General features: G+C 68.8%; 24 protein-coding genes. 9 read left to right on the forward strand and 15 right to left on the reverse strand.

Translation table 11 applies throughout. From position 1 onward, the window contains the following. Window positions 1-64: 64 nt before the first annotated feature. From LG388_RS06480 to LG388_RS06500, 5 genes are all read right to left on the reverse strand, one after another. Complete coding sequence (locus LG388_RS06480) at window positions 65-646, reverse strand: hypothetical protein (RefSeq protein ID WP_225782048.1); 582 nt, start codon at window positions 644-646, stop codon at window positions 65-67. Next, window positions 639-1,049, reverse strand: a complete 411-nt coding sequence (locus LG388_RS06485; RefSeq protein ID WP_225782049.1) for a DUF6228 family protein — start codon at window positions 1,047-1,049, stop codon at window positions 639-641. Before LG388_RS06485 ends, LG388_RS06480 begins: the two co-directional genes overlap by 8 nt. A gap of 57 nt (window positions 1,050-1,106) precedes the next feature. Then, on the reverse strand, window positions 1,107-1,568 hold the full coding sequence (locus tag LG388_RS26780; RefSeq protein WP_225782050.1) for a DUF3592 domain-containing protein: 462 nt from the start codon (window positions 1,566-1,568) through the stop codon (window positions 1,107-1,109). A 54-nt stretch (window positions 1,569-1,622) separates the two neighbouring features. Then, the gene (locus LG388_RS06495; RefSeq protein ID WP_225782051.1) at window positions 1,623-1,955 is read right to left on the reverse strand and encodes a hypothetical protein; all 333 of its coding nucleotides are present in this window, start codon (window positions 1,953-1,955) and stop codon (window positions 1,623-1,625) included. 400 nt (window positions 1,956-2,355) lie between these two features. Beyond that, window positions 2,356-3,261: a CsgG/HfaB family protein gene (locus tag LG388_RS06500; protein ID WP_225782052.1), complete on the reverse strand. Its 906-nt coding sequence runs from the start codon at window positions 3,259-3,261 to the stop codon at window positions 2,356-2,358. Window positions 3,262-3,589: 328 nt separating this feature from the next. Between LG388_RS06500 and LG388_RS06505 the strand changes: the two genes are divergently transcribed. Beyond that, complete coding sequence (locus LG388_RS06505; RefSeq protein ID WP_225782053.1) at window positions 3,590-3,940, forward strand: hypothetical protein; 351 nt, start codon at window positions 3,590-3,592, stop codon at window positions 3,938-3,940. A 171-nt stretch (window positions 3,941-4,111) separates the two neighbouring features. On the opposite strand, the gene LG388_RS06510 is transcribed toward LG388_RS06505, so the two are convergent. The 8 genes from LG388_RS06510 to LG388_RS06545 form a co-directional block, all read right to left on the reverse strand. Then, window positions 4,112-5,086 carry a ParB/RepB/Spo0J family partition protein gene (locus LG388_RS06510; RefSeq protein ID WP_225782054.1) on the reverse strand — a complete coding sequence of 325 codons (975 nt, stop codon included), beginning with the start codon at window positions 5,084-5,086 and terminating at the stop codon, window positions 4,112-4,114. Further along, complete coding sequence (locus LG388_RS06515; RefSeq protein WP_225782055.1) at window positions 5,086-5,655, reverse strand: alpha/beta hydrolase; 570 nt, start codon at window positions 5,653-5,655, stop codon at window positions 5,086-5,088. The genes LG388_RS06510 and LG388_RS06515 overlap by 1 nt, the downstream gene beginning before the upstream one ends. Beyond that, complete coding sequence (locus LG388_RS06520) at window positions 5,652-6,545, reverse strand: ParA family protein (RefSeq protein WP_225782056.1); 894 nt, start codon at window positions 6,543-6,545, stop codon at window positions 5,652-5,654. The genes LG388_RS06515 and LG388_RS06520 overlap by 4 nt, the downstream gene beginning before the upstream one ends. Window positions 6,546-6,558: 13 nt before the next feature. Next, window positions 6,559-7,173: a LysE family transporter gene (locus LG388_RS06525; RefSeq protein WP_225782057.1), complete on the reverse strand. Its 615-nt coding sequence runs from the start codon at window positions 7,171-7,173 to the stop codon at window positions 6,559-6,561. A gap of 113 nt (window positions 7,174-7,286) precedes the next feature. Further along, window positions 7,287-7,952, reverse strand: a complete 666-nt coding sequence (rsmG, locus tag LG388_RS06530) for a 16S rRNA (guanine(527)-N(7))-methyltransferase RsmG (protein WP_225782058.1) — start codon at window positions 7,950-7,952, stop codon at window positions 7,287-7,289. After that, entirely contained in the window at window positions 7,949-9,919 is a 1,971-nt protein-coding gene (mnmG, locus tag LG388_RS06535) for a tRNA uridine-5-carboxymethylaminomethyl(34) synthesis enzyme MnmG (RefSeq protein ID WP_225782059.1), read from the reverse strand. Before mnmG ends, rsmG begins: the two co-directional genes overlap by 4 nt. A gap of 165 nt (window positions 9,920-10,084) precedes the next feature. Beyond that, entirely contained in the window at window positions 10,085-11,044 is a 960-nt protein-coding gene (locus LG388_RS06540; RefSeq protein WP_225782060.1) for a transglutaminase family protein, read from the reverse strand. A 167-nt stretch (window positions 11,045-11,211) separates the two neighbouring features. Continuing rightward, window positions 11,212-11,397: a DUF1328 family protein gene (locus LG388_RS06545; protein WP_225782061.1), complete on the reverse strand. Its 186-nt coding sequence runs from the start codon at window positions 11,395-11,397 to the stop codon at window positions 11,212-11,214. Window positions 11,398-11,692: 295 nt separating this feature from the next. Between LG388_RS06545 and gstA the strand changes: the two genes are divergently transcribed. From gstA to LG388_RS06575, 6 genes are all read left to right on the forward strand, one after another. Then, window positions 11,693-12,301 (forward strand): glutathione transferase GstA, encoded by a 609-nt coding sequence (gene gstA, locus LG388_RS06550; RefSeq protein ID WP_225782062.1) that lies wholly within the window; start codon window positions 11,693-11,695, stop codon window positions 12,299-12,301. A gap of 402 nt (window positions 12,302-12,703) precedes the next feature. Further along, the gene (gene nirB / locus LG388_RS06555) at window positions 12,704-15,223 is read left to right on the forward strand and encodes a nitrite reductase large subunit NirB (protein ID WP_225782063.1); all 2,520 of its coding nucleotides are present in this window, start codon (window positions 12,704-12,706) and stop codon (window positions 15,221-15,223) included. A gap of 11 nt (window positions 15,224-15,234) precedes the next feature. Next, on the forward strand, window positions 15,235-15,573 hold the full coding sequence (gene nirD / locus LG388_RS06560) for a nitrite reductase small subunit NirD (RefSeq protein WP_225782064.1): 339 nt from the start codon (window positions 15,235-15,237) through the stop codon (window positions 15,571-15,573). 48 nt (window positions 15,574-15,621) lie between these two features. Continuing rightward, the gene (locus tag LG388_RS06565) at window positions 15,622-16,434 is read left to right on the forward strand and encodes a formate/nitrite transporter family protein (RefSeq protein WP_225782065.1); all 813 of its coding nucleotides are present in this window, start codon (window positions 15,622-15,624) and stop codon (window positions 16,432-16,434) included. 75 nt (window positions 16,435-16,509) lie between these two features. Further along, on the forward strand, window positions 16,510-18,258 hold the full coding sequence (locus LG388_RS06570) for a bifunctional protein-serine/threonine kinase/phosphatase (RefSeq protein WP_225782066.1): 1,749 nt from the start codon (window positions 16,510-16,512) through the stop codon (window positions 18,256-18,258). A 131-nt stretch (window positions 18,259-18,389) separates the two neighbouring features. Next, window positions 18,390-19,493 (forward strand): alkene reductase, encoded by a 1,104-nt coding sequence (locus LG388_RS06575; protein ID WP_225782067.1) that lies wholly within the window; start codon window positions 18,390-18,392, stop codon window positions 19,491-19,493. Between the two features lie 25 nt (window positions 19,494-19,518). Here LG388_RS06575 and tenA read toward each other — a convergent pair whose 3' ends face one another. Together tenA and LG388_RS06585 are read right to left on the reverse strand one after the other, a co-directional pair. Beyond that, window positions 19,519-20,238 carry a thiaminase II gene (gene tenA / locus LG388_RS06580; protein WP_225782068.1) on the reverse strand — a complete coding sequence of 240 codons (720 nt, stop codon included), beginning with the start codon at window positions 20,236-20,238 and terminating at the stop codon, window positions 19,519-19,521. A 199-nt stretch (window positions 20,239-20,437) separates the two neighbouring features. Continuing rightward, window positions 20,438-22,750, reverse strand: a complete 2,313-nt coding sequence (locus tag LG388_RS06585) for a cation-translocating P-type ATPase (RefSeq protein WP_225782069.1) — start codon at window positions 22,748-22,750, stop codon at window positions 20,438-20,440. Window positions 22,751-22,909: 159 nt separating this feature from the next. Here LG388_RS06585 and LG388_RS06590 point away from each other — a divergent pair, with 159 nt between their 5' ends. Further along, window positions 22,910-23,116, forward strand: a complete 207-nt coding sequence (locus LG388_RS06590; protein WP_225782070.1) for a heavy-metal-associated domain-containing protein — start codon at window positions 22,910-22,912, stop codon at window positions 23,114-23,116. A 115-nt stretch (window positions 23,117-23,231) separates the two neighbouring features. After that, on the forward strand, window positions 23,232-23,579 hold the full coding sequence (cueR, locus tag LG388_RS06595) for a Cu(I)-responsive transcriptional regulator (protein ID WP_370630130.1): 348 nt from the start codon (window positions 23,232-23,234) through the stop codon (window positions 23,577-23,579). Window positions 23,580-24,140 lie beyond the last annotated feature (561 nt).

Raw genomic sequence — 24,140 nt, forward strand, 5'->3', positions numbered from 1 at the left:
GCCGTCATTTAACGTTTAAATTCAACGGCGCCCCTGGGCGTCCGCTGGAATGAAGGGTTGGGCGTCACTTCTGACTCGGCAGGGGGTTCTGGTCTCGATAGCCTGAGACGACACAGTCAGGGAAAAAGCCGTACTTGCCAGCTTTGTATGTAGCCAAGAGTTCGGAGAGAACTGTGACGTGCCAAGCCTGTACTCGCGGCCAAATCTCGTGGTCCATCGACCCGACATAACCGAGCAGTTGCGTGCCAGGCCGTTGCGAAGTGATCGACATGTCCGCGAATTTCAAAGCGTTTGCAATCTGTGGGAGCGGCCCATCGCATCTCACTAAATAGTGGTGATACACGATCTCGAACTGCTGCCTTTGCTCAGCCCGTTCACCCTCACTGAGCTTGATGCCTGATTGAGCCTGGAGCACTGTCAGTTCGCTTGCCAAACGACCTGACAAATACCAGACGAATTGGTCGTCGTACGCAAGGTTGCTGCTTGGCTGCGCCTCGGCACCAAGGCAGATGAAAAAAGAGAAAAATGCAGCGAACCACGGTTGCATGGTTGACGTCCAACGTTCGCGCTCAGCGGGCGGCGAAGCCGTCCGCTGCAGCAAAGGGTTGAGCAGCACGGTACCGGCACTTAGCTCAGGCTCATTCATACGCAAACACTTCCTCAATCGCGTAGGCAATGCCGGCGATGGAGCCTAGATCCACCACAACTGCAGCGACGGCGCGCCAAGCCTGAGCCGAGCCGAATCCGGGATGGACATCAAACTCAATGCGCACATGTCCTGTCGGATCACAAGTTGACCGAATCACAAGTTCGCCTTCTGCGGATTGCCACTCCTTGACGCCGGACCATGCAGCCTGCGAGTTGGCCAACTCCTTGAAGTACTTGCCCAACACCGGAGCGAATGGTGGGTTCTCTACAGTAATGCGTGCCAGAAGGCCGAGGCCTTCGAACTCGATAGAGAAGTGGTCGGGCCATTCGCGTTTTGCGCGATCCGGCACAGATAGTCGAACTGCTGTCTCATTTGGACCGCCGAGTCGGACTGTGGTCATAGTGCTGCTCAACGATTTAGCTCAGCCGGCGGCGCAGCCGTCCGTTGGAGCGTATTGTTAGACGCCATAGTGCCGCCGCGTTAGGTTAGTGCCATGGGCGGCAAGCAAAACGCAGCCGAGTCCGACGCCGACACAACCAAAAACGAAGGCTGCCGCGGCGTCGCCCCAGCGTGACGGCGAGCCGGTAGGGCGATTGATCGACGGCCGAGCTGGCAAGTAGCTCACCTGAATTAGGCCGCCCACTCGCATTTCGTCCCAGTGCTTTTGCGAAATGCTGGACCATAGGTCGGCCCGCCCGAACGGGTCGTCGTGCGTATAGCTACTCCCTTTTAGCTCAAGCCGGTATTTGATGGAGGGATGACTACTTCGCCCCAACCGGGGCTGCATTTCCGTGACAATCGCATTCGCAACAGCCCCTCGAGTCTCTAGCGCATGGTTGAAATATGCGTCAGTCACGCCTAGCCCGAGGAGCCCAAAGCTGGAAACAGTCCACAACGTCAGCCAAAGCCGGGGTTTCATGGCGTCTAACGTGAAGGTGACCAGACGCCGGAGGCGGTCCGGTTGACCGAAATGTTAGACAGTAGCCGCCTGACGTTCCCAGTCATTTTCATCTTTTGAAGATGAGCTTCTCGAAGTCTTGAAGTCTGTGAGAGCGGCCACTTCATAGCCGGCTTTATACAAGGACAGCGTTTCGTCAAGGATGCGAGAGAGCCCTCGCCGCTCGTCGGCACCAGGGTTGTCTAATTCCACCAACGCGATCCCCTTTCGCAATTCCGCGAAAGCTCTCTCAAGATTCATCTGCTCAGCTTCGGGCAGATAGTCCTCCTTCGGAAACCGATCAGGCGCGCGCAAAACCACGTACCCGATGAAATCGTAAAAACTGGAAACGTCACGAACCCAAGCCATCGCCATCTGCTGTTTAACTAGGTTATAGGGAGACAGCGCTGCTGCGTAACACGGCCGCCTGTCTCCCTAACATCGGCGTCGCGATCAGACTGCAGCCCGCATGAATACTGGCTGGAGTCAAGGCGAGATGGATATTCATCCAGCACTAACACTCCACGAAAAGCGGCTTGCCTGATCGGCCTAACTTTGCCTCACTTTTGACCGTGAACGGCGGGCGGACCAGCAAGTTTGGGCACTTTTTCTCACGGCTGGGTGAAGCTCGCGAGTGACTGGCGTCGGCCTGCGTTGGCGTCAGCTTCGAGCACAAGGCAGTCTCAACCTCACCTCTTCAGCCTCCATGCAAAAAGCCCGGCATCGCCGGGCTTGGCTTCATGCGCCACGAAAGAGAGAAAGGCGCGCCCTACTTCTTCGTTGCGCGCCGCGCCGGAGCCGCGCGCTCGGCCGGCGCCGATGTCTGCGAAGGCGCCACGCCGCCGTCCACGCCCAGCCGGCCGCCGCCCCCCAGGCCCTGGCCGCGCACGGTCTGCGCCTGGTAATTGCGCAGCGACAGCACCATCTGGTTGAAGGCGTCCATGAAGGCGGCCGAGATCACCTTGCCCTGCGCGGTGTTGGAATAGCCACCCAGCGATCCGCCAGCCCGGCTGCCGAAGACCGAGCCGAAGGCGCCGAAGTCCATCTTGGAGGCGCTGCCTTCCGAAGCCGCCACCTGCACGCCCGAGCGGTTGTCCACCAAGGTCAGCATGGCCGCCGCTTCCTTGGTCTGCATGTTGCCGCCGATGGTGGCCAGCGCGCGGCCGCGGTTGCCGCCCACCAGCCCGCCCAGCGCGCCGCCGATGCCGCCCGCGTCGCTGTTGTTGAAGACGATCTCGGGCGACAGCGCATAGTCCGAGGCCACCATCTGGCCGCGGCCGAAGTTGCTGCCCGCGCGCATTTCGCCCGACTGCATGATCGCGCGCTCGCGCTGCATGGCGCCCATGCCGGCGGCGCCGCGCTCCACCACCACGAAGCAGTTGGACTGCTGCACCAGCAGGCGCAGCAGGTTGGCCGTGGGCGGCAGCTGGTACTGGCCCGTGAGCACCGTGTACCAGCCGGCGTTGACGTTCTCCACCAGCGACACCGTGCCCAGCGGCGATTCGCAGCGCTCCAGGCGGCTGCTGGCGTTGGCCGAGGCCGCGCCCGCCGCGCTGCCGGTGGCCACGGTCTTGGCCGACGGGCTGCCCATCTGCATATCGGTGCTCTGGCAGCCGGCGAGCGCCACGGCGCCCAGCAAGGTGGCGGCAGCGGTGCGTGAGAACGAGCAAGGCATGGGCTTCCCTGTCAGCGTGTGTGGAACAGGGCTGCGAGACTAGCGGCCTGGCCCCCCAGGCGGCATCTGCCGAAAGGCAGGCCAAGGGCATAGCCCGGAGGACAGGTCGGCAGCCGTTCTACCCATGAAGCGAATCGTGCGCGCCCGCATCTGCGAACCTCGATTGTTTCCATTCCAGGAACAGCGTGTTCGGAAAATCAAGGGTTTCTACCTATCCGACAGGTCCACAATTCATCTCACGGGCCAGCGATTGAACGCAGACCCGAAGCGACCACCGCAAGGTGCGCTGATCGCTCTGTTCAAACCGCTATCCATCAGGAGTTGAAAAATGAAGACCTCGAAGATTTTTGCCGTTGCCGCCCTGTCCTTCGCCGCCCTGACCGGCGCCGTCCACGCCGAGGAATACCAAGGCGTGCTGGACTTCCAGGGCCAACTGAGCCGCGCCGAAGTGCAGCAGCAGGCCGTGGCCGCTGCCCACGCCAAGGACCAGAACATCCCGCTGCATGCCCGTTCGATGGGCGCGCTGCAGAACCCGCGTGACCGCGCTTCGGTGCAAGCCGAGGCCGTGGCCGCCGCCCACGACGGCGCGCAGAACCTGGAAGCCGGTGCCTTCGCCGACAGCCAGATCCCGGCGAACCTGCACACCGGCGCGTTCACCACGCACAACGCAGGCCTGTAAGCCTTCAGGCACTGTCCCCGAGCACTCAGGCGGGCTCCGCCTGTGAATGAGGTCCGGGTGGGGCCTGGGAGGGGCCTGAATGCAGAACCCGGCACGCGAAAGCGTGGCCGGGTTCTTTTTTTGCGCGCGCAAGGCGCCGGGCGCGCCGGCTCGCCGCGCCGGCGCGGGAGCTCAGTCGGCGCCCGGGCCGCGCAGCCGGTCGATGAGGCCGTTGAGCGCCTCCAGCGAGCCGAACTGGATGGCCAGCTCGCCGCTTTCTTCGACCTTGCCGCCGCGCTTGCTGCGCTTCTTGATGCGCACCTCGACGGCCGCCATCAGCAGGTCGGCCAGTTCCTCTTCCACGCGCTGCAGGTCGCGCGACTTGTCGGCCCGCGCCGCCGGACGCGGCGCCGTGAGGCTGAACTCGGCCGACAGCTTCTTGACCAGGCCTTCGGCTTCGCGCACCGACATCTTCTTCGCCACGATCTGGTTCGCGGCCGTGATCTGGGTGGCGCGGTCCAGCGCCAGCAGCGCGCGCGCATGGCCCATGTCCACGTCGCCGGCCATCAGCATCGATTGCACCGGCTCGGCCAGGTTCAGCAGGCGCAGCAGGTTGCTGGCGGCGCTGCGCGAGCGGCCCACGGCCTGGGCCGCGGCTTCGTGCGTGAGGCCGAATTCGCTGACCAGCCGCTGCAGGCCCTGCGCCTCTTCCAGCGGGTTCAGGTCTTCGCGCTGGATGTTCTCGATCAGCGACATGGCCGCGGCGGCCTCGTTGGGCACGTCGCGCACCAGCACCGGCACGCTGTCCAGGCCGGCCAGCTTGGCCGCGCGGAAGCGGCGCTCGCCGGCGATGATCTCGTAGGCGGCATTCTTGGCCGCCGCCTGCGCGGCATCGAGGCGCCGCACGAGGATCGGCTGCATGATGCCCTGCGCCTTGATGCTTTCCGCCAGTTCGTACAACGCGCCCTCGTCCATGCGCGTGCGCGGCTGGTAGACGCCGGGCACCATCTGGTCGAGCGCGAGTGTGCTCGGGGCGCCTTCGCGCGGTGCCGATGCGCCGGCTGCCTCGGCGCCGTTCATTTCGTCCGGCTCGGCCACGCCGCCGCTGGTGGGCCCGAGCAGTGCTTCCAGGCCGCGGCCCAATCCCTTCGGTTTCTTCGTTGCCATCAAGCGTCTTCTTTCTGGTTCAGTTCGAGCAGCCAGGCCCGGCCCTGGGGCCAGTCGCCCAGGCCGGATTCGGCATTGACGTGGCCGCAGGGCCCCATTTCGATGTAGCGTGCCCCCCAGTCCTGCGCCAGCGCCTGCGCCCGCGCCGCGCTGCAGTACGGGTCGTTGGTCGATCCGATCAGGGTGGCGGCAAAGGGCAGTCGGCGGCGCACGATGGGGGCCCAGCCCGGGATCTGCTGGCGCAGGTCCTCGCGCTCCACGTCGCCGGGGGCAACCAGCAGCGCGCCGGCCACCTTGTGCGTGTTGCGCGAATGGGCGGCCCAGGCGCCGACGAGGATGCAGCCCAGGCTGTGGGCGGCCAGCAGCACCGGGCCGGGCGCGGCCAGCACCTCTTCCTCGAGCCGGGCCGACCAGTCGCCGCGCAGCGGCCGCGTCCAGTCGTGCTGGTCCACGCGGCGGTCGCCATGCAGGGCTTCCCAGCGCGTCTGCCAGTGGCCCGGGCCGCTGTTCTGCCAGCCGGGCAGGAGCAGCACGCGCGGGGCCGCGGCGGGGGTGGCAGGCGGGCTCATGCGTCGGTACCGGCGTGGGGGGTGCCGGGGCCGGTTTCGCCACCCACGGCCTGGGCGGCGGCCACGGGCGTGACCACGGGTGGTGCCGGCTCGGCCGCCGCCGGGGCTGCGGCTGCGCTGGCCGGCGGCATCTTCTTCACCAGCTCTTCGGCAAACGCGACGTAGGCCTGGCTGCCGCGCGCGCCGCCGTCGAACACCACGCCGGGCAGTCCGTAGCTCGGGGCCTCGGCCAGGCGCACGTTGCGGGGGATGACGGTGTCGAAGACCTTGTCGCCGAAATGCCCCTTGAGCTGTTCGCTCACCTGCTGCTGCAGCGTGATGCGCGGGTCGAACATGACGCGCAGCAGGCCGATGATGGACAGGTTCCTGTTGAGGTTGGCGTGCACCTGCTTGATGGTGTTGACCAGGTCCGTCAGCCCTTCCAGCGCAAAGTATTCGCACTGCATGGGCACGATCACGCCATGGGCTGCGCACAGGCCGTTGAGCGTGAGCAGGCTCAGCGAGGGCGGGCAGTCGATCAGGATGAAGTCGTACTCGGCGCCCACGGCGGCCAGCGCCGTGCGCAGGCGCTTCTCGCGCCGGTCCAGGGCCACCATTTCGACTTCGGCGCCCGCCAGTTCGCGGTTGGCGGCCAGCACGTCGTAGCCGCAGGGCTCGGCGGCGCGCACGCGCGCCTCGGCCACCGACGCGGACTCCAGCAGCACGTCATAGACCGTGTATTCAGCCTCCCGCTTGTCGATGCCCGAGCCCATGGTCGCGTTGCCCTGCGGGTCCAGGTCGATCATCAGCACCCGCTGGCCCACCTTGGCCAGGCCCGCGGCGAGGTTCACGGTGGTGGTGGTCTTGCCGACGCCGCCCTTCTGGTTGGCGATGCAGAAAATTCTTGCCATGTGCCCTTTTCCCTCAGCGGCCCAGCGCCAGCTTGACGCCGAAGCCCAGCAGGAACACCCCCGCCAGCTTTTCCAGCCGCGCCGCGATGCGCGGGTTGGCGCGCACGCGCTCGGCCAGGAAGTGCGTGAGCAGTGTCGCGCCCAGGCCGTAGAGGAAGGTCAGCGCAGCGATGGTCAGCGCCATCACGCCGAAGGTGCGCAGGCCCTGGTGCCGGGCCGGGTCGATGAAGAGCGGGAAGAAAGCCATGTAGAACACGATGGCCTTGGGATTGAGCAGGGTGATGGTCAAGGTCTGACGGAAGTACTGGCGCGGCTGGATCTGCAGCACGGGTGCGTCGCCGGGCCGGGCGCGCAGCATCTTCAAACCCAGCCAGGCCAGGTAGGCAGCGCCCAGCCATTGCACGGCATGGAACAGCGCCGGGTTGGCGGCCAGGAGGCCCGCCACCCCGGCCACCGCCGCCCACAGCAGCACCTGGTCGCCACAGATGCAGCCCAGCGTGGCCGCCAGCCCGCCGCGGATGCCGCCCTTGCTGGTCGAGGTGACCAGCGCCAGGTTGCCGGGGCCGGGAATGGCCAGGAAGACGATGACCGCGACCACGAAGGCGCCGTAGTCCGAAATGCCGAACATGGAAATGACTCCACCCGTGAGGAGAGAAAGAGGCCGGAGTCTAAGCGAGGCACCTGCGCCCACGTGCGCCCGCGGGTGCAGACACCCGGATCAGGAGCAATGCGGACCCGGATTCACGCCGCCGCCGGCCGCGCCCAGACGATGCAACGGTCCGCGTCCAAGCCAGGCACCGCCAGTTGTTCCACGTGAAACACATCCACGCCGAGAGCCTGTGCCTGCAGCGCGGTCAGCTCGTCCTGGGGCACCTTGCCCTTCATGGCCAGCCACAGGCCATCCGTTGCCAGCAGGTGGCGTGAACCGCTGAAAAAGTCGGGCAAGGAGGCAAACGCGCGGGAGCTGATGACGTCGTATGCGCCCGTCCAGCTCTCGACGCGCGCATGCACGCCGCGCAGGTTGGGCAACTTGAGTTCGGAGGCGACCTGCTGCACGAAGGCCATCTTCTTCGCCACGGCGTCCAGGCAATGCACTTGCACGTCGGGGCGCAGGATGGCGATCACCACCCCCGGCAGGCCCGCGCCGGCGCCCACGTCGAGCAGGCGGGTTTCACCGGGCCGCACGCGCGTCAGCGGCGGCACGGCCGCCAGGCTGTCCATCAGATGGTGCGTGAGCACGGCCGCCGGATCGCGCAGCGCCGTGAGGTTGTAGACCTTGTTCCACTTGAGGATGAGCGCACCATAGGCCAGCAGCCGATCGACCTGCGATTCGCCCAGCGGCACGCCCAAGGCGCGTGCGCCGTCCAGCAGCGCGGGGCGCTGCCCTTCCAGGCCCGCCGCGTTCATGCAGCAGGTTCCGTCGCGGCAGCGGCCGAAGGCGTTGCCGCCTGGAAGGCCCTGTAGCCCCCCTTGCGCAGGTGGATCAGCAGCAGCGAGATGGCCGCCGGCGTGACACCCGAGATGCGCGAAGCCTGGCCCAGCGTCTCCGGCCGCTGGCGCGCCAGCTTCTGCCGCACTTCGATGCTCAGCGCCTGCACCTGCGCATAGTCCAGGTCTTTGGGCAGCCGCAGGTTTTCATAGTGCGCCGCGCGCTGCACTTCTTCGTGCTGGCGGTCGATGTAGCCGGCGTACTTGGCAGCGATCTCCACCTGCTCCACCGCATCGGCGCTCAGCGCCACCTCGGGCCGGTACTTGCCACCGTCCAGCGACAGCAGTGCTTCGTAGCTCACATTCGGCCGGCGCAGCAGGTCCCCGAGGTTGTACTCATGCTCGATGGCCTTGCCCAACACGCGTTCCGATTCGCTGGCCGGCAGGTTGCGCGGGTTCACCCAGGTCGACTTGAGGCGCTCTGTTTCACGTGAAACAGCATCGCGCTTGCGGCTGAACGCGTCCCAGCGCGCATCGTCCACCAGCCCGAGCCGGCGGCCGATCTCGGTCAGGCGCATGTCGGCGTTGTCCTCGCGCAGCTGCAGCCGGAACTCGGCCCGGCTGGTGAACATGCGGTAGGGCTCGGTCACGCCCTTGGTGATCAGGTCGTCGACCAGCACGCCCAGGTAGGCCTCGTCGCGCCGCGGCACCCAGGCGCCCTCCCCCCGGCATTGCAGCGCGGCATTGATGCCGGCGAACAGGCCCTGGGCCGCCGCTTCCTCGTAGCCCGTGGTGCCATTGATCTGGCCGGCGAAGAACAGGCCCTGGATCGCGCGCGTTTCGAAGCTGCTCTTGAGGCCGCGCGGGTCGAAGTAGTCGTACTCGATCGCGTAGCCCGGCCGCAGGATGTGCGCGTTCTCCAGCCCGGGCATCGAACGCACCAGTGCGTACTGGATGTCGAAAGGCAGGCTGGTCGAGATGCCGTTCGGGTAGTACTCGTGCGTGGTCAGCCCTTCGGGCTCGAGGAAGATCTGGTGGCTGTCCTTGTCGGCGAAGCGGTTGATCTTGTCTTCCACGCTCGGGCAGTAGCGCGGCCCCACGCCTTCGATCTTGCCCGTGAACATCGGGCTGCGGTCGAAGCCGGAGCGGATGATGTCGTGCGTGCGCGCGTTGGTGTGCGTGATCCAGCAGGGCATCTGCTGCGGGTGCATGGCCGCATCGCCCATGAAGCTGAACACCGGCATCACCGGGTTGCCGCCGCCGGGCATGCCGTCGCCGGGCTGCTCGGTGCACTTGGAAAAGTCGATGGTGCGGCCGTCCAGGCGCGGCGGCGTGCCCGTCTTCAGGCGGCCCTGCGGCAGCTTCAGCTCCTTCAGGCGCGCCGACAGGCTCACGGCCGGCGGGTCGCCCGCGCGGCCCGCCTGGTAGTTGTCCAGGCCGACGTGGATGCGGCCGTCCAGGAAGGTGCCGGCCGTCAGCACCACGGCGCGCGCGCGAAAGGCAATGCCGACTTGCGTCACGGCACCCACCACGCGTGCGCCGTCGCCATCGCCCTCCACCATCAGGTCGTCCACGGCCTGCTGGAACAGCATCAGGTTCGGCTGGTTCTCCAGCCGGCGGCGGATCGCGGCCTTGTAGAGAATGCGGTCGGCCTGCGCGCGCGTGGCGCGCACGGCCGGGCCCTTGCTCGAATTGAGGATGCGGAACTGGATACCCGCCTCGTCGGTGGCGATACCCATGGCCCCGCCCAGTGCGTCCACCTCTTTCACCAGATGGCCCTTGCCGATGCCGCCGATGCTGGGGTTGCAGCTCATCTGGCCCAGCGTCTCGATGTTGTGGGTCAGCAGCAAGGTCCTGGCGCCCATGCGCGCGGACGCCAGCGCGGCCTCGGTGCCGGCATGGCCGCCGCCCACGACGATGACGTCGAATTCTTCGGGATAAAGCATGTGGTGAGGGTGGCGCAGCCACGAAGCCTGCAGGCTGCTGCAAGGCGGCTGCGCAAAGCACGGAAGGGGCGGCAATTTTAGACGCCCGCCCTTTCATGTGCTTAAAAGATGGGCAATGCCGTCATCCCCGCGCCGCGCGCCCTGCCCGCGCCAGGCGCGCCCGGCTCAGCGCAGCCCCAGGCCCGGGCCCTCGTGCGCGGCCGAGGGCGCCTCGCACGCCGCGGCTGCGCCGCCGGGCGGCAGCGGCTCACCGGGCAGCGCGGCCAGCGGCTCGGGCTTTTCGATGCCCAGCAGGATGCCGCTGGGCCGCGGCGGCGCCAGTTCGGGTGCCGAGGCATCCTGCAGTTCGCGCACCCGGATGTCCTTGGCGGTCAGGTTCACCGGGCCGAAGAAGGTGCAGAAGGCCACGTCCTTGGCATCGCGGCCGGTGCCCACCCGCACCAGCCGCTCGGCCGGCGCCATGCGCGTGGGGTCGAACACCACCCACTGACCGCTCAGCCAGGCTTCGAAGATCGCATGGAAGTCCTGCGGCGGCTCCTCGAAATTCACGTAGCCCACCACCAGCCGCGCCGGAATGTTGAGCGCCCGGCAGAAGGTGATGCCCAGGTGCGCGAAATCGCGGCACACGCCGGCCCGCTGCACGAAGACTTCCTGCGCGGTGGTGGTCGAGTCGCTGCTGCCGGGCTGGTAGCACAGGCTGTCGTGGATCCAGTCCGAGATGGCCTGCACGCGCCCGATGCCAGGGGGCAGGTCGCCGAACAGCTGCTGCGCCGCGCGCGCCATCACGTCCGATTCGCAGTAGCGCGTGGGCATCAGATACTTCACCAGCGCGTCGGGCACCTCGCTCACCGGCTGCTCGCGCAGGTCGGCGGGGCGGTGGTGCGCCTCCCGGCGCACGACGGCGCGGTAGCGCAGCTGCAAGGGCCCGGCGGGCGCGTCGAAGCGGAAGAAGCGGTTGCCGCTGTTGGCGTCGCAATAGTGGCGCAGCGCGAGGGGCGGCTCGACGGTCAGCGCTTCCTCGAGCACCTGCTGCCCGTCGCAGCGGGCGGCCTCAAGGTTGAACAGCAGGTGCGCGGGCGCTTGCACCTCGTACGCCAGCTGCGTGTCGATGATCGAATGATGCATGGTCCAGGCGCGTGGCAAGGAGCCGGTGGCCGGCGGACGAAGGCGGCAGCCGCAAGCCGGCGGCGGGCCGCAGCGGCAGGCGCCAATCCGCCCGCGTGCGCTGCAGCACGCGCAGGGCCTGCGCGCGCACGTTCATCGCCGCAGCCAGGGACAGCTCCATCGCGTCCTCAGTCCAGGGCTCTCTTGGCGGCCCCGATGCCCAGCATCGCCAGCACCACGAAGACGATCGCGAGCACCAGGAACAGGCCGAACAGCAGTTTGGCGATGCCCGCCGCGCCGGCGGCAATGCCGCCAAAGCCGAGCGCGCCGGCCACGATGGCGATCAGCGCGAAGATCAGTGCGTACTTGAGCATGAGAAACTCCTGAACGAGCGGGAAAGGGGCCGTGCCGCGAACCGCAGCGGACGCAACAGAAGGTAGGCGGCCACCCGCGCCCGACGCATCGGCAGCCCGCGCGCAGCCGCGTAGGACGGCGCGCCCGCCCCCGGTGCGCACGCGACGCGCGCGCGACCCCAGCCGCGCGGAAGCCGCCGCAAAAGGCTACATTCGCCGAGCCGCAGGTGCTCTCGGCCGCAACGCCGCCATGGCGGTGCACCCACCGCCCTGCCTTGCGCACCCCGTTCCATCTTCCTCCAACACGAAGGACCTCATGAAGCTCTACTACTCGCCCGGCGCCTGTTCGCTTTCGCCCCACATCGCGCTGTACGAAGCCGGTATCGCCTGCGAAGCCGTGCTGGCCAGCACCAAGTCGCACAAGCTGCAGGATGGCACGGACTACTACAGCATCAATCCGCTGGGCTACGTGCCGCTGCTGGAACTCGACGACGGCACGCGCCTGCGCGAAGGCCCGGCCATCGTCCAGTACATCGCCGACCTGGCGCCGACGAAGAACCTGGCGCCGGCCAACGGCACGCTGGCGCGCTACCGCCTGCAGGAATGGCTGACTTTCATCGGCACCGAGATCCACAAGGGCTTCAGCCCGCTCTTCAACCCCAAGATGCCTGAAGAAGCGAAGACCCTCGCCAAGGAAAAGCTGGCCCAGCGCTACGAGTGGCTCAATGGCCAGCTCGAAGGCAAGGAATGGCTGTCGGGCGAGCATTTCAGCGTGGCCGACGGCTATCTCTTCACCGTGACCAACTGGGCCAAGCCCACGGGCCTGGACCTGTCGCCCTACCCGCATGTGCAGGCCTGGCACGCCCGCGTGGCCGCCCGCCCGGCCGTGCAGGCCGCAATGAAGGCCGAAGGCCTGATCAAGTAAGGCCGTCCGGCCGCGCCGCGACCTCGCCCTTTGGCGCGGCCTGCAGGCCGCCGTGTCCACGCCCCGTTCTGGCACCCGCGTGCACAGCAACGGGGCGTTTTCATGGGCGCTGCCGCATCGCGCCCGCGCGCTTTGTCTCCGGCGCTGCGTCCACCCCGACAGTCGGTCTGGCATTTTTCTTGCTTGATCTCTGGTGAGCGCGGCACGGAGGCCGCGATCTCACCCACCTCCGCTAATGACGGCGGAACCCGAGCGAGCTGAAGGTCCGAAAGGACGGCAGCCCGGTTGTTCCCACCCGATTCACATCCGTGATCCAGCGGGGGTGCGCCTGCACCCACACGCCGCAGCGTCCACCGCCGCCGGCCGTCACCGCCGGAGCGCGGGATGTGCAGGAGTCTCCCCATGAAAATCGTCGTCGTCGGCCATGGCATGGTCGGCCACAAGTTCCTCGAGCAGCTCCACGACGAAGGGCTGCCGCAGGCCGAAGTCACGGTGCTGTGCGAAGAGCCGCGCGCGGCCTACGACCGCGTGCACCTGTCCGAGTTCTTCAGCGGCAAGACGGCCGAGGACCTGTCGCTGGTCGCTCCCGGCTTCTTCGAGAAGACGGGTTTCTCGCTGCGCCTGGCGGCCAAGGCCGTCGCCATCGAGCGCCGCACCCACACCGTGACCACCGCCGACGGCGAGGTGCTGCCCTACGACAAGCTGGTGCTGGCCACCGGCTCGGCCCCCTTCGTGCCGCCCGTGCCGGGCCGCGACCGGCCGCACTGCTTCGTCTACCGCACCATCGAGGACCTGGAGGCCATGAAGGCTTCGGGCGCCCGGTCCCAAAGCGGCGTGGTGGTGGGCGGCGGCCTGTTGGGCCTGGAATGCGCCAAGGCGCTGCGCGACATGGGCCTGGACACGCACGTGGTCGAGTTCTCGCCGCGCCTGATGGCCGTGCAGGTGGACGACGGCGGCGGCCGCATGCTGCGCAGCAAGATCGAGGCGCTGGGCGTGCAGGTGCACACGCACCGCAACACGGTGGAGATCACCGACGGCGCCACCGCCCGCCACCGGATGGTCTTCGCCGACGGCACCTGGCTGGAGACCGACATGATCGTGTTCTCGGCCGGCATCCGCCCGCGCGACGAACTGGCCCGCCAGTGCGTGCTGGCCATCGGGCCGCGCGGCGGCGTCGTGATCGACGACCATTGCCGCAGCAGCGACCGCGACGTGTATGCCATCGGCGAATGCGCCTCGTGGAACGAGCAGGTGTTCGGCCTGGTCGCGCCGGGCTACGACATGGCCCGCGTGGCGGCGCGCCACATCGCGGGCCACGCGGAGGCGGCCTTCAAGGGCGCCGACATGAGCACCAAGCTCAAGCTCATGGGCGTGGACGTGGCCTCCATCGGCGACGCCCACGGCAAGACGCCGAACTGCCTGAGCTACCACTACGTGGACGAGCGCAAGCAGGTCTACAAGAAGATGGTCGTCAGTGCAGACGGCAAGACGCTGCTGGGCGCCGTGCTGGTCGGCAATGCCGACGAGTACGGCACGCTGCTGCAGACCGCGCTCAACGGCATCGCGCTGCCCGACGACCCCGAGTTCATGATCCTGCCCTCCTCCGACGGCAAGGCCAGGCCGGGGCTGGGCGTGGAGGCCCTTCCCGACACGGCGCAGATCTGCTCGTGCAACAGCGTCAGCAAGGGCCAGATCTGCGCGGCCGTGGGCGAAGGCGCCTGCACCATCGGCGACATCAAGGCCTGCACGAAAGCCGGCGCCACCTGCGGCGGCTGTGTGCCGCTGGTCACGCAGGTCATGAAGTTCGAGATGGCGCGCCGCGGCATGGCCGTCAACAACCATGTCTGCGAGCACTTCGCCTACTCGCGCCAGGAGATCTACCACCTGGTGCGCGTGGGCAACATCAAGACCTTCGACGAGCTGCTGGCCAGGCACGGCCAGGGCCTGGGCTGCGACATCTGCAAGCCCGTGGCCGCCAGCGTGCTGGCCTCCATCTGGAACGAGTTCGTCTTGAAGCCGCAGCTGGCCAAGCTGCAGGACAGCAACGACTACTTCCTGGGCAACATCCAGAAGGACGGCACCTATTCCGTGGTGCCGCGCATGCCGGGCGGCGAGGTCACGCCCGACGGCCTGATCGCGGTGGGCCTGGTGGCCAAGAAGTACGGCCTATACACCAAGGTCACGGGCGGCGCGCGCGTCGACATGTTCGGCGCCCGGCTGGAACAGCTGCCGCTGATCTGGGAAGAGCTGATCGCCGCCGGCTTCGAATCGGGCCATGCCTACGGCAAGTCACTGCGCACGGTGAAGAGCTGCGTCGGCAGCACCTGGTGCCGCTACGGCGTCGACGACTCCGTCGGCCTCGCGGTGGAGCTGGAGAACCGCTACAAGGGCCTGCGCGCGCCGCACAAGATCAAGTTCGGCGTCTCGGGCTGCACGCGCGAATGCGCCGAAGCCCAGGGCAAGGACGTGGGCGTGATCGCCACCGACAAGGGCTGGAACCTCTACGTTTGCGGCAACGGCGGCATGAAGCCGCGCCACGCCGAGCTGATCGCCAGCGACCTCAGCAAGGAAGCGCTGATCGCGCTGATCGACCGCTTCCTGATGTTCTACGTGCGCACCGCCGACCGGCTGCAGCGCACCAGCACCTGGCGCGAGAGCCTGGAGGGCGGTCTGGACTACTTGAAGCAGGTGCTGATCGAGGACTCGCTCGGCATCGCCGCCGAACTCGAGGCCCAGATGCAGCACGTGGTCGACACCTACCAGTGCGAGTGGAAGACCGCCGTGACCGACCCGGCCGTGCGCGCGCGCTTCAAGAGCTTCGTCAACAGCGACCAGCCCGATGCGCGCATCGTCTTCGTCAAGGAGCGCGGCCAGATCCGCCCCGCCCGCGCCGACGAGCGCGAAGCCCCCGCCCCTGTTTGAGGAACCGCACCATGCTGGCCAAGACCCCCACCTGGACCCGTGTCTGCGCGGCGGACGCCATCGTGCCCCACACCGGCGTCTGCGCCCTCGTCGACGGCCGCCACGTGGCCGTGTTCCGGCTCGGCGACGACCGCTTCCATGCCATCGACAACATCGACCCGAAGTCCGGCGCGAGCGTGCTCGCGCGCGGGCTGATCGGCAGCCTGGGCGAGCGCGTCGTCGTCGCCTCGCCGCTCTACAAGAACCACTTCGACCTGGCCACCGGCGAATGCCTGGAGGCGCCCGAGCATTCGGTGACCGTGCACGCCGTGCGCGTGGAAGACGGCCAGGTGCTCGTCGCCCTGAACTGATCGCTCTTGCTTTTTTCTCCCCCTTCTTCTCTCCACCACGAGACACCCATGGCCTATCTCGCCCCTGCCGAATTCGTGACCAAGATGGTCGACGCCGGTGAATCCAAGCTGTTGATGTCCACGCGCGACACGCTGATCCGCTCGTACATGGCCGGCGCCATCCTCGCGCTGGCGGCCGCCTTCGCCGTCACGGTGACCGTGAACACCGGCAACGCGCTGGTCGGCGCCATGCTCTTTCCGGTCGGCTTCATCCTGCTCTACCTGCTGGGCTTCGACCTGCTGACCGGCGTGTTCACGCTGGCCCCGCTGGCCGTGCTCGACAAGCGCCCCGGCGCCACCTGGAAGGGCGTGTGGCGCAACTGGGGGCTGGTGTTCTGCGGCAACTTCGCGGGCGCCTTCACCGTGGCCGTGTTCATGGCCATCATCTTCACCTTCGGCTTCTCGGAAGCGCCCAATGCCGTCGGCGACAAGATCGGCCACATCGGCGAAGGCCGCACCGTGGGCTACGCGGCGCACGGCGCCGCCGGCATGCTCACGCTCTTCGTGCGCGGCGTGCTGTGCAACTGGATGGTGTCCACCGGCGTGGTGGCGGCCTTCATGTCCACCTCGGTGTCGGGCAAGGCCATCGGCATGTGGATGCCCGTGATGGTCTTCTTCTACATGGGTTTCGAGCACAGCATCGTGAACATGTTCCTGTTCCCCATCGGCCTGCTCCTGGGCGGCAACTTCACGGTGATGGACTACCTCATCTGGAACGAGATCCCCACCGTGCTGGGCAACCTGGTGGGCGGCCTGACCTTCGTGGGCCTGACGCTCTACTCCACGCACTACAAGACGGCGCCCAAGCGCAAGGTGGCCTGACCCGGCCTGCCGCACGGCCACATCGCCGCGGCCGGCAGCATGCGATGAAGCGAATCCCCGCCCCCACTCGCCCCCGTGTCGGATGACCTGCGCGTCACGCTCGGCCAGCATTCGCTGGCCGGCAGCGATCCTGAAAAGAAAGGCCTGAACCAGGACTTCCATGGCGCCGTCGTTCCCACCGGCGCGGCGCTGCGCAGCAAGGGCATCGCCGTCGCGCTGGCCGACGGCATCGGCTCCAGCCCGGTGAGCCACATCGCCAGCGCGGCGGCCGTGCGCGGCTTCCTGGACGATTACTACGCCACCTCCGACGCCTGGTCGCTGCGCCGCGCCGCGCAATGCGTGCTGGGCGCCACCAACGCCTGGCTGCATGCGCAGAACCAGCGCGGCGACGCACGCTTCGACAAGGACCGCGGCTACTGCTGCACCTTCAGCGCCCTCGTGCTCAAGGGCCGCGAAGTCCATCTGCTGCACGTGGGCGACTCGCGCATCTACCGCGTGCATGCGCAGGCGCTGGAGCCGCTGACCGAGGACCACCGCGTCCACCTCGGCGGCGGGCAGCGCTACCTGGGGCGCGCGCTGGGCGCCCTGCCCCGCGTGGAAATCGACCACCGGTGCCTGGAGGCCGAGCCTGGCGCGCTGTACCTGCTGGCCACCGACGGCGCCTGCGAGCGGCTGGACGCGGCCGCCGTGCACAGCGCGCTCGCGGCGCATCCCGGCGACTTCGACGCCGCCGCGGCGGCCCTGGCACGCAGCGCGCGCGAGCGCGGCAGCACCGACGACGCCACCGTGCAGCTGCTGCGCATCGATGCCCTCCCGCCGCTGGACGCCGGACCGTGGCAGGCACGGCGCGCCCAGCTGCGCCTGCCACCGCCGCTGGCGCCGCGCATGGCCTTCGAGGGCTTCACGCTCGTGCGGGAACTCCACGCCAGCGCCCGCAGCCAGGTCTTCCTGGCCACCGATGACGCCACCGGCCGGCCCTGGGCGGTCAAGGTGCCCGCCACCGAGCTGCGCGAGGACGCCGATGCGCTGGACCGCTTCCTCCTCGAGGAATGGGTGGCGCGCCGCGTGCGCAGCCCCCACCTGCTGCGGGCCTGGCCCGGCGATCGCGCGCGCGGGCACCTGTTCGTGGCCATGGAACATGTCGAAGGCCAGACGCTCGCGCAATGGATGAACGACCACCCGCACCCTGAGCTGGACCGCGTGCGCGGCCTGGTCGTGCAGCTGGCGAAGGGGCTCCAGGCGCTGCACGGCAAGGAAATGCTGCACCTGGACCTGCGGCCCGAGAACGTGATGATCGACCGCAGCGGCACGGTGAAGATCATCGATTTCGCCTCGGCCCATGTGGCCGGCCTGGCCGAAGCCGCATCCGCGTTGCAAGCCCCGCGCATCGCGGGTTCGCTGCAGTACACGGCGCCCGAATGCTTCGCCGGCGGCGGGCCCACGGCCGCCTCCGACCTGTTCGCGCTGGGCGTGCTGAGCTACCAGATGCTCAGCGGCCATCTGCCCTATGGCCTGGCCGTCACGCGCGTGCGCACGCCCGCCGACCTCAAGCGCCTGCGCTACGTGCCACTGCGCCACCACCGGCCCGAGCTGCCGGCCTGGGTGGACGCGGTGCTGCACAAGGCCCTGCAGCCCGATCCGGCGCGGCGGCAGGAAGCCGTGTCGGAATTCGTGCACGACCTGCACCACCCCGGCCCCGCGCTGCTGCGCACGCGGCCCTTGCCGCTGGCCGCACGCAACCCGGTGCTGTTCTGGCAGGTCTGCACCATCGTGCTGGGACTGGCGACGGCGGTGCTGGCCGGCTTGCGCGCGCTGGGACGCTGAAGGGCCGCGCCAGGAAGGCCGGCCGGTGATCGGCCGCGTCCTACCACCAAGGCCGTTGCGCTGCACCAGCAGGGTTGAGGGGTGCTGCACTACGCTTGCGCGTTCCATTCCCACGCCACGACTTTTCCGTCATGCCCACTCTCTTCGACCCCGTGCAGGCCGGTGACCTGCAACTGGCCAACCGCATCGTCATGGCACCGCTCACGCGCAACCGCTCGCCCAACGCCATTCCGCGCCCCATCACGGCCACCTATTACGCGCAGCGCGCGACGGCCGGGCTGCTGATCACCGAAGCGACCGCCATCAGCCACCAGGGCCAGGGCTATGCCGACGTGCCGGGCCTGTACGGCACCGAACAGCTCGACGGCTGGAAGCGGGTGACCGAGGCCGTGCACCAGGCCGGCGGCAAGATCGTGACCCAGCTGTGGCACGTGGGCCGCGTGTCGCACACCGACTTGCAGCCGGACCACGGCGCGCCCGTGGCGCCCTCGGCCATCGCGGCCAAGACCAAGACCGTGCTGATCAAGGACGGCGTGCCCACCTTCACCGAAACCTCGATGCCGCGCGCGCTGGACGCCGCGGAGATCCCGGGCATCGTGCACGACTACGCCGCGGCCGCGCGCAACGCGGTGCAGACCGCCGGCTTCGACGGCGTGGAAATCCATGCCGCCAACGGCTACCTGATCGACCAGTTCCTCAAGGACGGCGCCAACCAGCGCACCGACGACTACGGCGGCTCCATCGAGAACCGCGCGCGCTTCCTGCTCGAAGTCACGCGCGCCGTGGTCGATGCCATCGGCGGCGGCAAGGTCGGCATCCGGCTGTCGCCCGTCACGCCCGCCAACGACATCGTGGACAGCCACCCGCAGCCGCTGTTCGATTACGTGGTCCGGCAGCTGGCGCCGCTGGGGCTGGCCTACGTCCACATCATCGAAGGCGCCACGGGCGGCCCGCGCGAGCTGGAAGACCGCCCCTTCGACTACGACGCGCTCAAGACGGCCTACCGCGCCGCCGGCGGCCAGGCGGCCTGGATGGTGAACAACGGCTACGACCAGCCGCTGGCCGAAACCGCCGTCCAGGAAGGCGACGACCTGGTCGCCTTCGGCCGGCCCTTCATCGCCAACCCCGACCTGGTGCGCCGCCTGCGCGAAGGCGCGCCCTGGAACGCGCTGGACAAGGCGACGCTGTACGGCGGCGGCGAGAAGGGCTACACCGACTATCCGACGCTGGCCTGAGAACCCTCGGCCTGGCCGGACGGCGTCAGGCCGCTTCCGCCTCGGCCGCCAGGCCCATCTGCCAGAAATCGGCCTCCAGCCGTGAGGCCTGGGCGAACAGCGCCGCCAGTTCATCGAAACGCTGCGCCGTCATGCTGCGCGCCGCCAGCACATCGAGCTGCCGGCTGGCCGCCTCGGCCACGGCCTGGTACGGCGCGCCCGCGTACTCGCCGATCCACTCGCGGTAAGGGTGATCGCCCAGCGCCTGCACGCCCGCAGGCGCCAGCGTGCGCGCGATTTCGGCATAACCCAGCACGCAGGGCGACAGCGCCACGTGCAGGTCGAGCAGATCGCCGGCCATGCCCGCGTCGAGCACGAAGCGCGTGTAAGCCACCGTGGCCCTGTGCTCGGGCGTGGCCTCGAGTTGCGCGGGCGTCAGGCCCCAGCGTTCGCACAGGCGCACGTGCAGGCCCAGTTCCACGTCGAGGATGGCCGACAGCCCCGCCTGCGCCGCGCGCATGTCGGCCAGGGTGCGGCTCTTGTACACCGCCAGGGCATGGGCGCGCGCGAACTGGATCAGGAACAGGTAGTCCTGCACCAGGTAGTGGCGAAAGGCCGATGCGGGCAGCGTGCCGGCGCCCAGCTGGCGCACGAAGGCGTGGTCGACGTAGGCTTGCCAGTCGGCGGGACGCGCCGCCTTCAGGCGCTCGAACAAGGGCTCGGGGTTCATCGGGGCGTCAACGGCGGGGCGGGCGGCAGGGGACATGGGCAACGGGGGGTCACAGGGGGAACAGGCGGTCAACGCGCCAGTTTCTCAGACCCGGCCCTTGGAGACACGACCTGGACCATGAAGTGCTGGGCGAGAAGAACAGCAGGCGCACGGTTTCGGCCGGCGGCACGGCGGTGGTGATCGACGCGGCCTGTGCCGCCTCTTTCCGCCTCTTTCCGCCTCTTTGCCTCTGCGGTCAGCCCTTCGGCTTCCAGCGCCGCAGCAGCAGCGCATTGGCCATCACGCTCACGCTCGAGGCGGCCATGGCGGCGCCTGCCACCACGGGGCTGAGCAGGCCCAGCGCCGCGAACGGGATGCCCACCACGTTGTAGGCAAAGGCCCAGAACAGGTTCTGGCGGATCTTGGCCACGGTGCGGTCCGAGAGCTGAAGGGCCTGGCTCACCAACGCGAGGTCGCCGCGCATCAGCGTGATGCCGGCCGCCTCCATGGCCACGTCGGTGCCATTGGCCATGGCAATGCCCACGTCGGCCGCGGCCAGCGCCGGCGCATCGTTCGCGCCGTCCCCCACCATGGCGACCGTGCGGCCGCCCTCGCGCAGCGCGCCGACGGCCGCCGCCTTGTCGCCGGGCAGCACCTGGGCGCGCACGTCCTCGGCCGCGATGCCCACGCGCGCGGCCATGGCGCGCGCGGCGGCTTCGTTGTCGCCCGAGATCATCACCACGCGCAGGCCGCGCTCGCGCAGCGCGGCCACGGCTTCGGCCGCGCCGGGCTTGGGTTCGTCGCTGAAGGCCAGCAATGCCTGCAGCTGCGCCGGCCCGGCGGGCGCCGTGCCATCGGCGCCCGCGGGCAGGCGCAGCAGGGCCGACAGCGATGCGCCGCGTGCCGACCAGCGCTGCGCCTGCGCGGCATCCACCTGCACGCCGAGCTCTTCGCACCAGCGCAGGCTGGCGATGGCCCATTCGCCGCCGCCGCCCGGCCCCTGCACGCGGCCGCGCACGCCGCGGCCCGGCACGGCGCGCACCGCTTCGGCGGCCGGCAGGTCCACCGCGCGCGCGCGGGCCGCCTGCACCACCGCGCGCGCCAGCGGATGCTCACTGCCCGACTGCAGCGCCGCGGCCACGGCCAGCAGGTCGGCTTCGGACGCACCGGTCACCGGCTCGAAGCCGCTCAGCACCGGCTGGCCGACCGTCAGCGTGCCGGTCTTGTCGAAGGCGACGGTGTCCACGCGGTGCGCGAGTTCCAGCGCGCGCGCATCCTTGATCAGGATGCCGTGCCGCGCCGCCACGCCGGTGCCCGCCATCACGGCCACCGGCGTGGCCAGGCCCAGCGCACAGGGGCAGGCGATGACCAGGACGGCCACCGCATGGATCAGCGCGGTCTCCACGCCGGCGCCCAGCACCAGCCACCAGGCGCCGAAGGTGAGCAGCGCGATCAGCAGCACCACGGGCACGAAGACGGCGGCCACCCGGTCGACGAGCCGCTGAATCGGCGCCTTGGCCGCCTGCGCGTCCTCCACCAGCCGGATGATGCGCGCGAGCACGCTTTCGGCACCCGTGGCCAGCACCTCCACCACCAGCCGGCCCTCGCCGTTGACCGAGCCGCCGGTCACCCGGTCGCCGGCCTGCTTGGGCACGGGCAGCGGCTCGCCGGTGAGCATGGCCTCCTGCAATTCGGAGCGGCCCTCGACCACCCGGGCATCGGCCGGCACCCGCTCGCCGGGGCGCACCACGAGCCGGTCGCCCACCATCACCTCGGCGATGGGCACGTCGACTTCTTCCATGCGCGCGCCGCGCTTTTGCTGCAGGTGCGCGGTTTCCGGCCGCAGCTGCTGCAGCGCGCGGATGGCGGCCGTGGCCTGCCGCTTGGCGCGCGCTTCCAGCCACTTGCCCAGCAGCACGAGCGTGATGACCACCGCCGACGCCTCGAAATACAGATGCGGCGCCCCATGCCCGGCGTGCGCCCCCGTCGCGCTGCGCCACCACAGCCACAGCGACAGCCCGAAGGCCGCGCTGGTGCCCAGGGCCACCAGCAGATCCATGTTGCCGGTGCCTGCGCGCGCCGCATGCCAGCCCGCGCGGTAGAAGCGTGCGCCCAGCCAGAACTGCACGGGGGCGGCCAGCAGCAGCTGCAGCCAGGGCGGCGGCATCCACGCCACCCCCAGCGGCATGAGCAGCATCGGCAGCACCAGCGGCGCCGACAAGGCCAGCCCGGCGGCCACCGGGCCGAAGCCGGCCCAGGGCGATGCCTGCTCGGCCGCCGCGGCGGCCTGCGGCGCGCGCGGCTCATAGCCCGCCGCGCGCACGGCGCGGCTGAGCTGCGCCTGCAGCTGCTGGGCGGCATCGGCATCGCCCGGGGGCAGCGCGGCCTGCACGCGTGCCGACTCGGTCGCCAGGTTCACGCTCGCGCTGGCCACGCCGGGCACGCGTTGCAGGGCGCGCTCGACCCGCGCCACGCAGGAAGCGCAGGTCATGCCTCCCACGCCGAGGTCGAAGGACTGCGCTGCGCGCGGCGCAGCGCCCGAAAGAGAAGGGCTGGGGTTGGAGTTCATGGAAGAAGCCTAAACCTTGCCATCATGAGAAGGTCAAGCGCCCCGGCGCGGAATCCCTTTCGCCAGCGCAGGCTTGACCTTGCCACGGTGAGAAGGTTCATCATCGGCGCCGTGCTCATCTTGCGAGCCATTCTTTCCTACCCAGATCCAGGAGCTTCCATGAATCCGTCGTCGCAGAATTTCCAAGTCCAGGGCATGAGCTGCCAGCATTGCGTGCGCAGCGTCGAGGATGCCATCCAGGGGCTCGATGCCCAGGCCCGCGTGCAGGTGGACTTGTCCACCGGCCGTGTCGACGTGCAGAGCTCGCAGCCCCGCGAAGCGCTGGCCGCCGCGATCGCCGAAGCCGGCTACACCGTGCAGGGCTGAGGCCCGCATGAGCGCCGTCCTCCCGGCCGCGGCGCCTGCCGTCCCGGCCGCCCGCAGCACGAGAACGCTGTTCTCCATCGGCACGGCCGCCCGGCGCTCGGGCGTATCGGCGCGCATGGTGCGCCATTACGAGGGCCTGGGCCTGCTGCCTCCCGTGGCCCGCACCGACGGCGGCTACCGCCAGTACAGCGAGGCGGACATCCACACCCTGCGCTTCATCAAGCGCGCCCGGGACCTGGGTTTTGCGATGGAAGACATCGCCGAACTCGTGGGCCTGTGGCACAACCGCCGGCGCAGCAGCGCCCGCGTGCGTCAGATCGCGCAGAAGCACCTCACGGAGCTCGAAACGCGGATCGCGGCGCTGCAATCGATGCAGCAGACCCTCTCGCACCTGGTGCAGTGCTGCCATGGCGATACGCGGCCGGAATGTCCGATCCTGGACGACCTGGCCGGCAGTGCCTGAACGCCGAATGGGCGGCGGGACGCGCGAGACGCGTCCCGGGCAGGCCTCACGCACCAAGCCCTCGACGCTGGCGCAGCCGCCGCAGGGCGGGGCCTGCCTTCTCCCCATCTTGCTTGGATAACTTTGTGGGCAAGTTGCGCGCTTTGTTGTAAAGCCCATGCAAGTCATTGATGCATAAAGGCTTTCAACAATATGCCGGTTTTTTGTGCAGTGCACAGTTTGCGCCGGCCCCGCGCTTTCCCACATTCTGGAACCGGTGTCAAAGGACAACGCTGGGGACTTCCGCGGCACAACGGCCGGGTTATCCACAGACCGCCGCACCGCTTCGCACTTGTTCCCGCCCGGCGGACAGCCACGAAGCAGGGCTGCGCACAGGATGGCGGACGAAGCAAGCGCGCGTGGCCATTGAAGAAAAAGCATGTGTCCACAGCCAGGCCGGGCCCTTAACTACTACTACTAATCAGAAATAGAAGAAAGATTGGGAAAACAAAGGCAGCCGGGCCCCGGAAAAAAATGGCCGAGCGCATCGGCTCGAGCGTCCACCGGCGCCGCTGAAAGCGC

The organism is Xenophilus sp. Marseille-Q4582 (assembly GCF_916700565.1).
Taxonomy (GTDB): domain Bacteria; phylum Pseudomonadota; class Gammaproteobacteria; order Burkholderiales; family Burkholderiaceae_C; genus Xenophilus.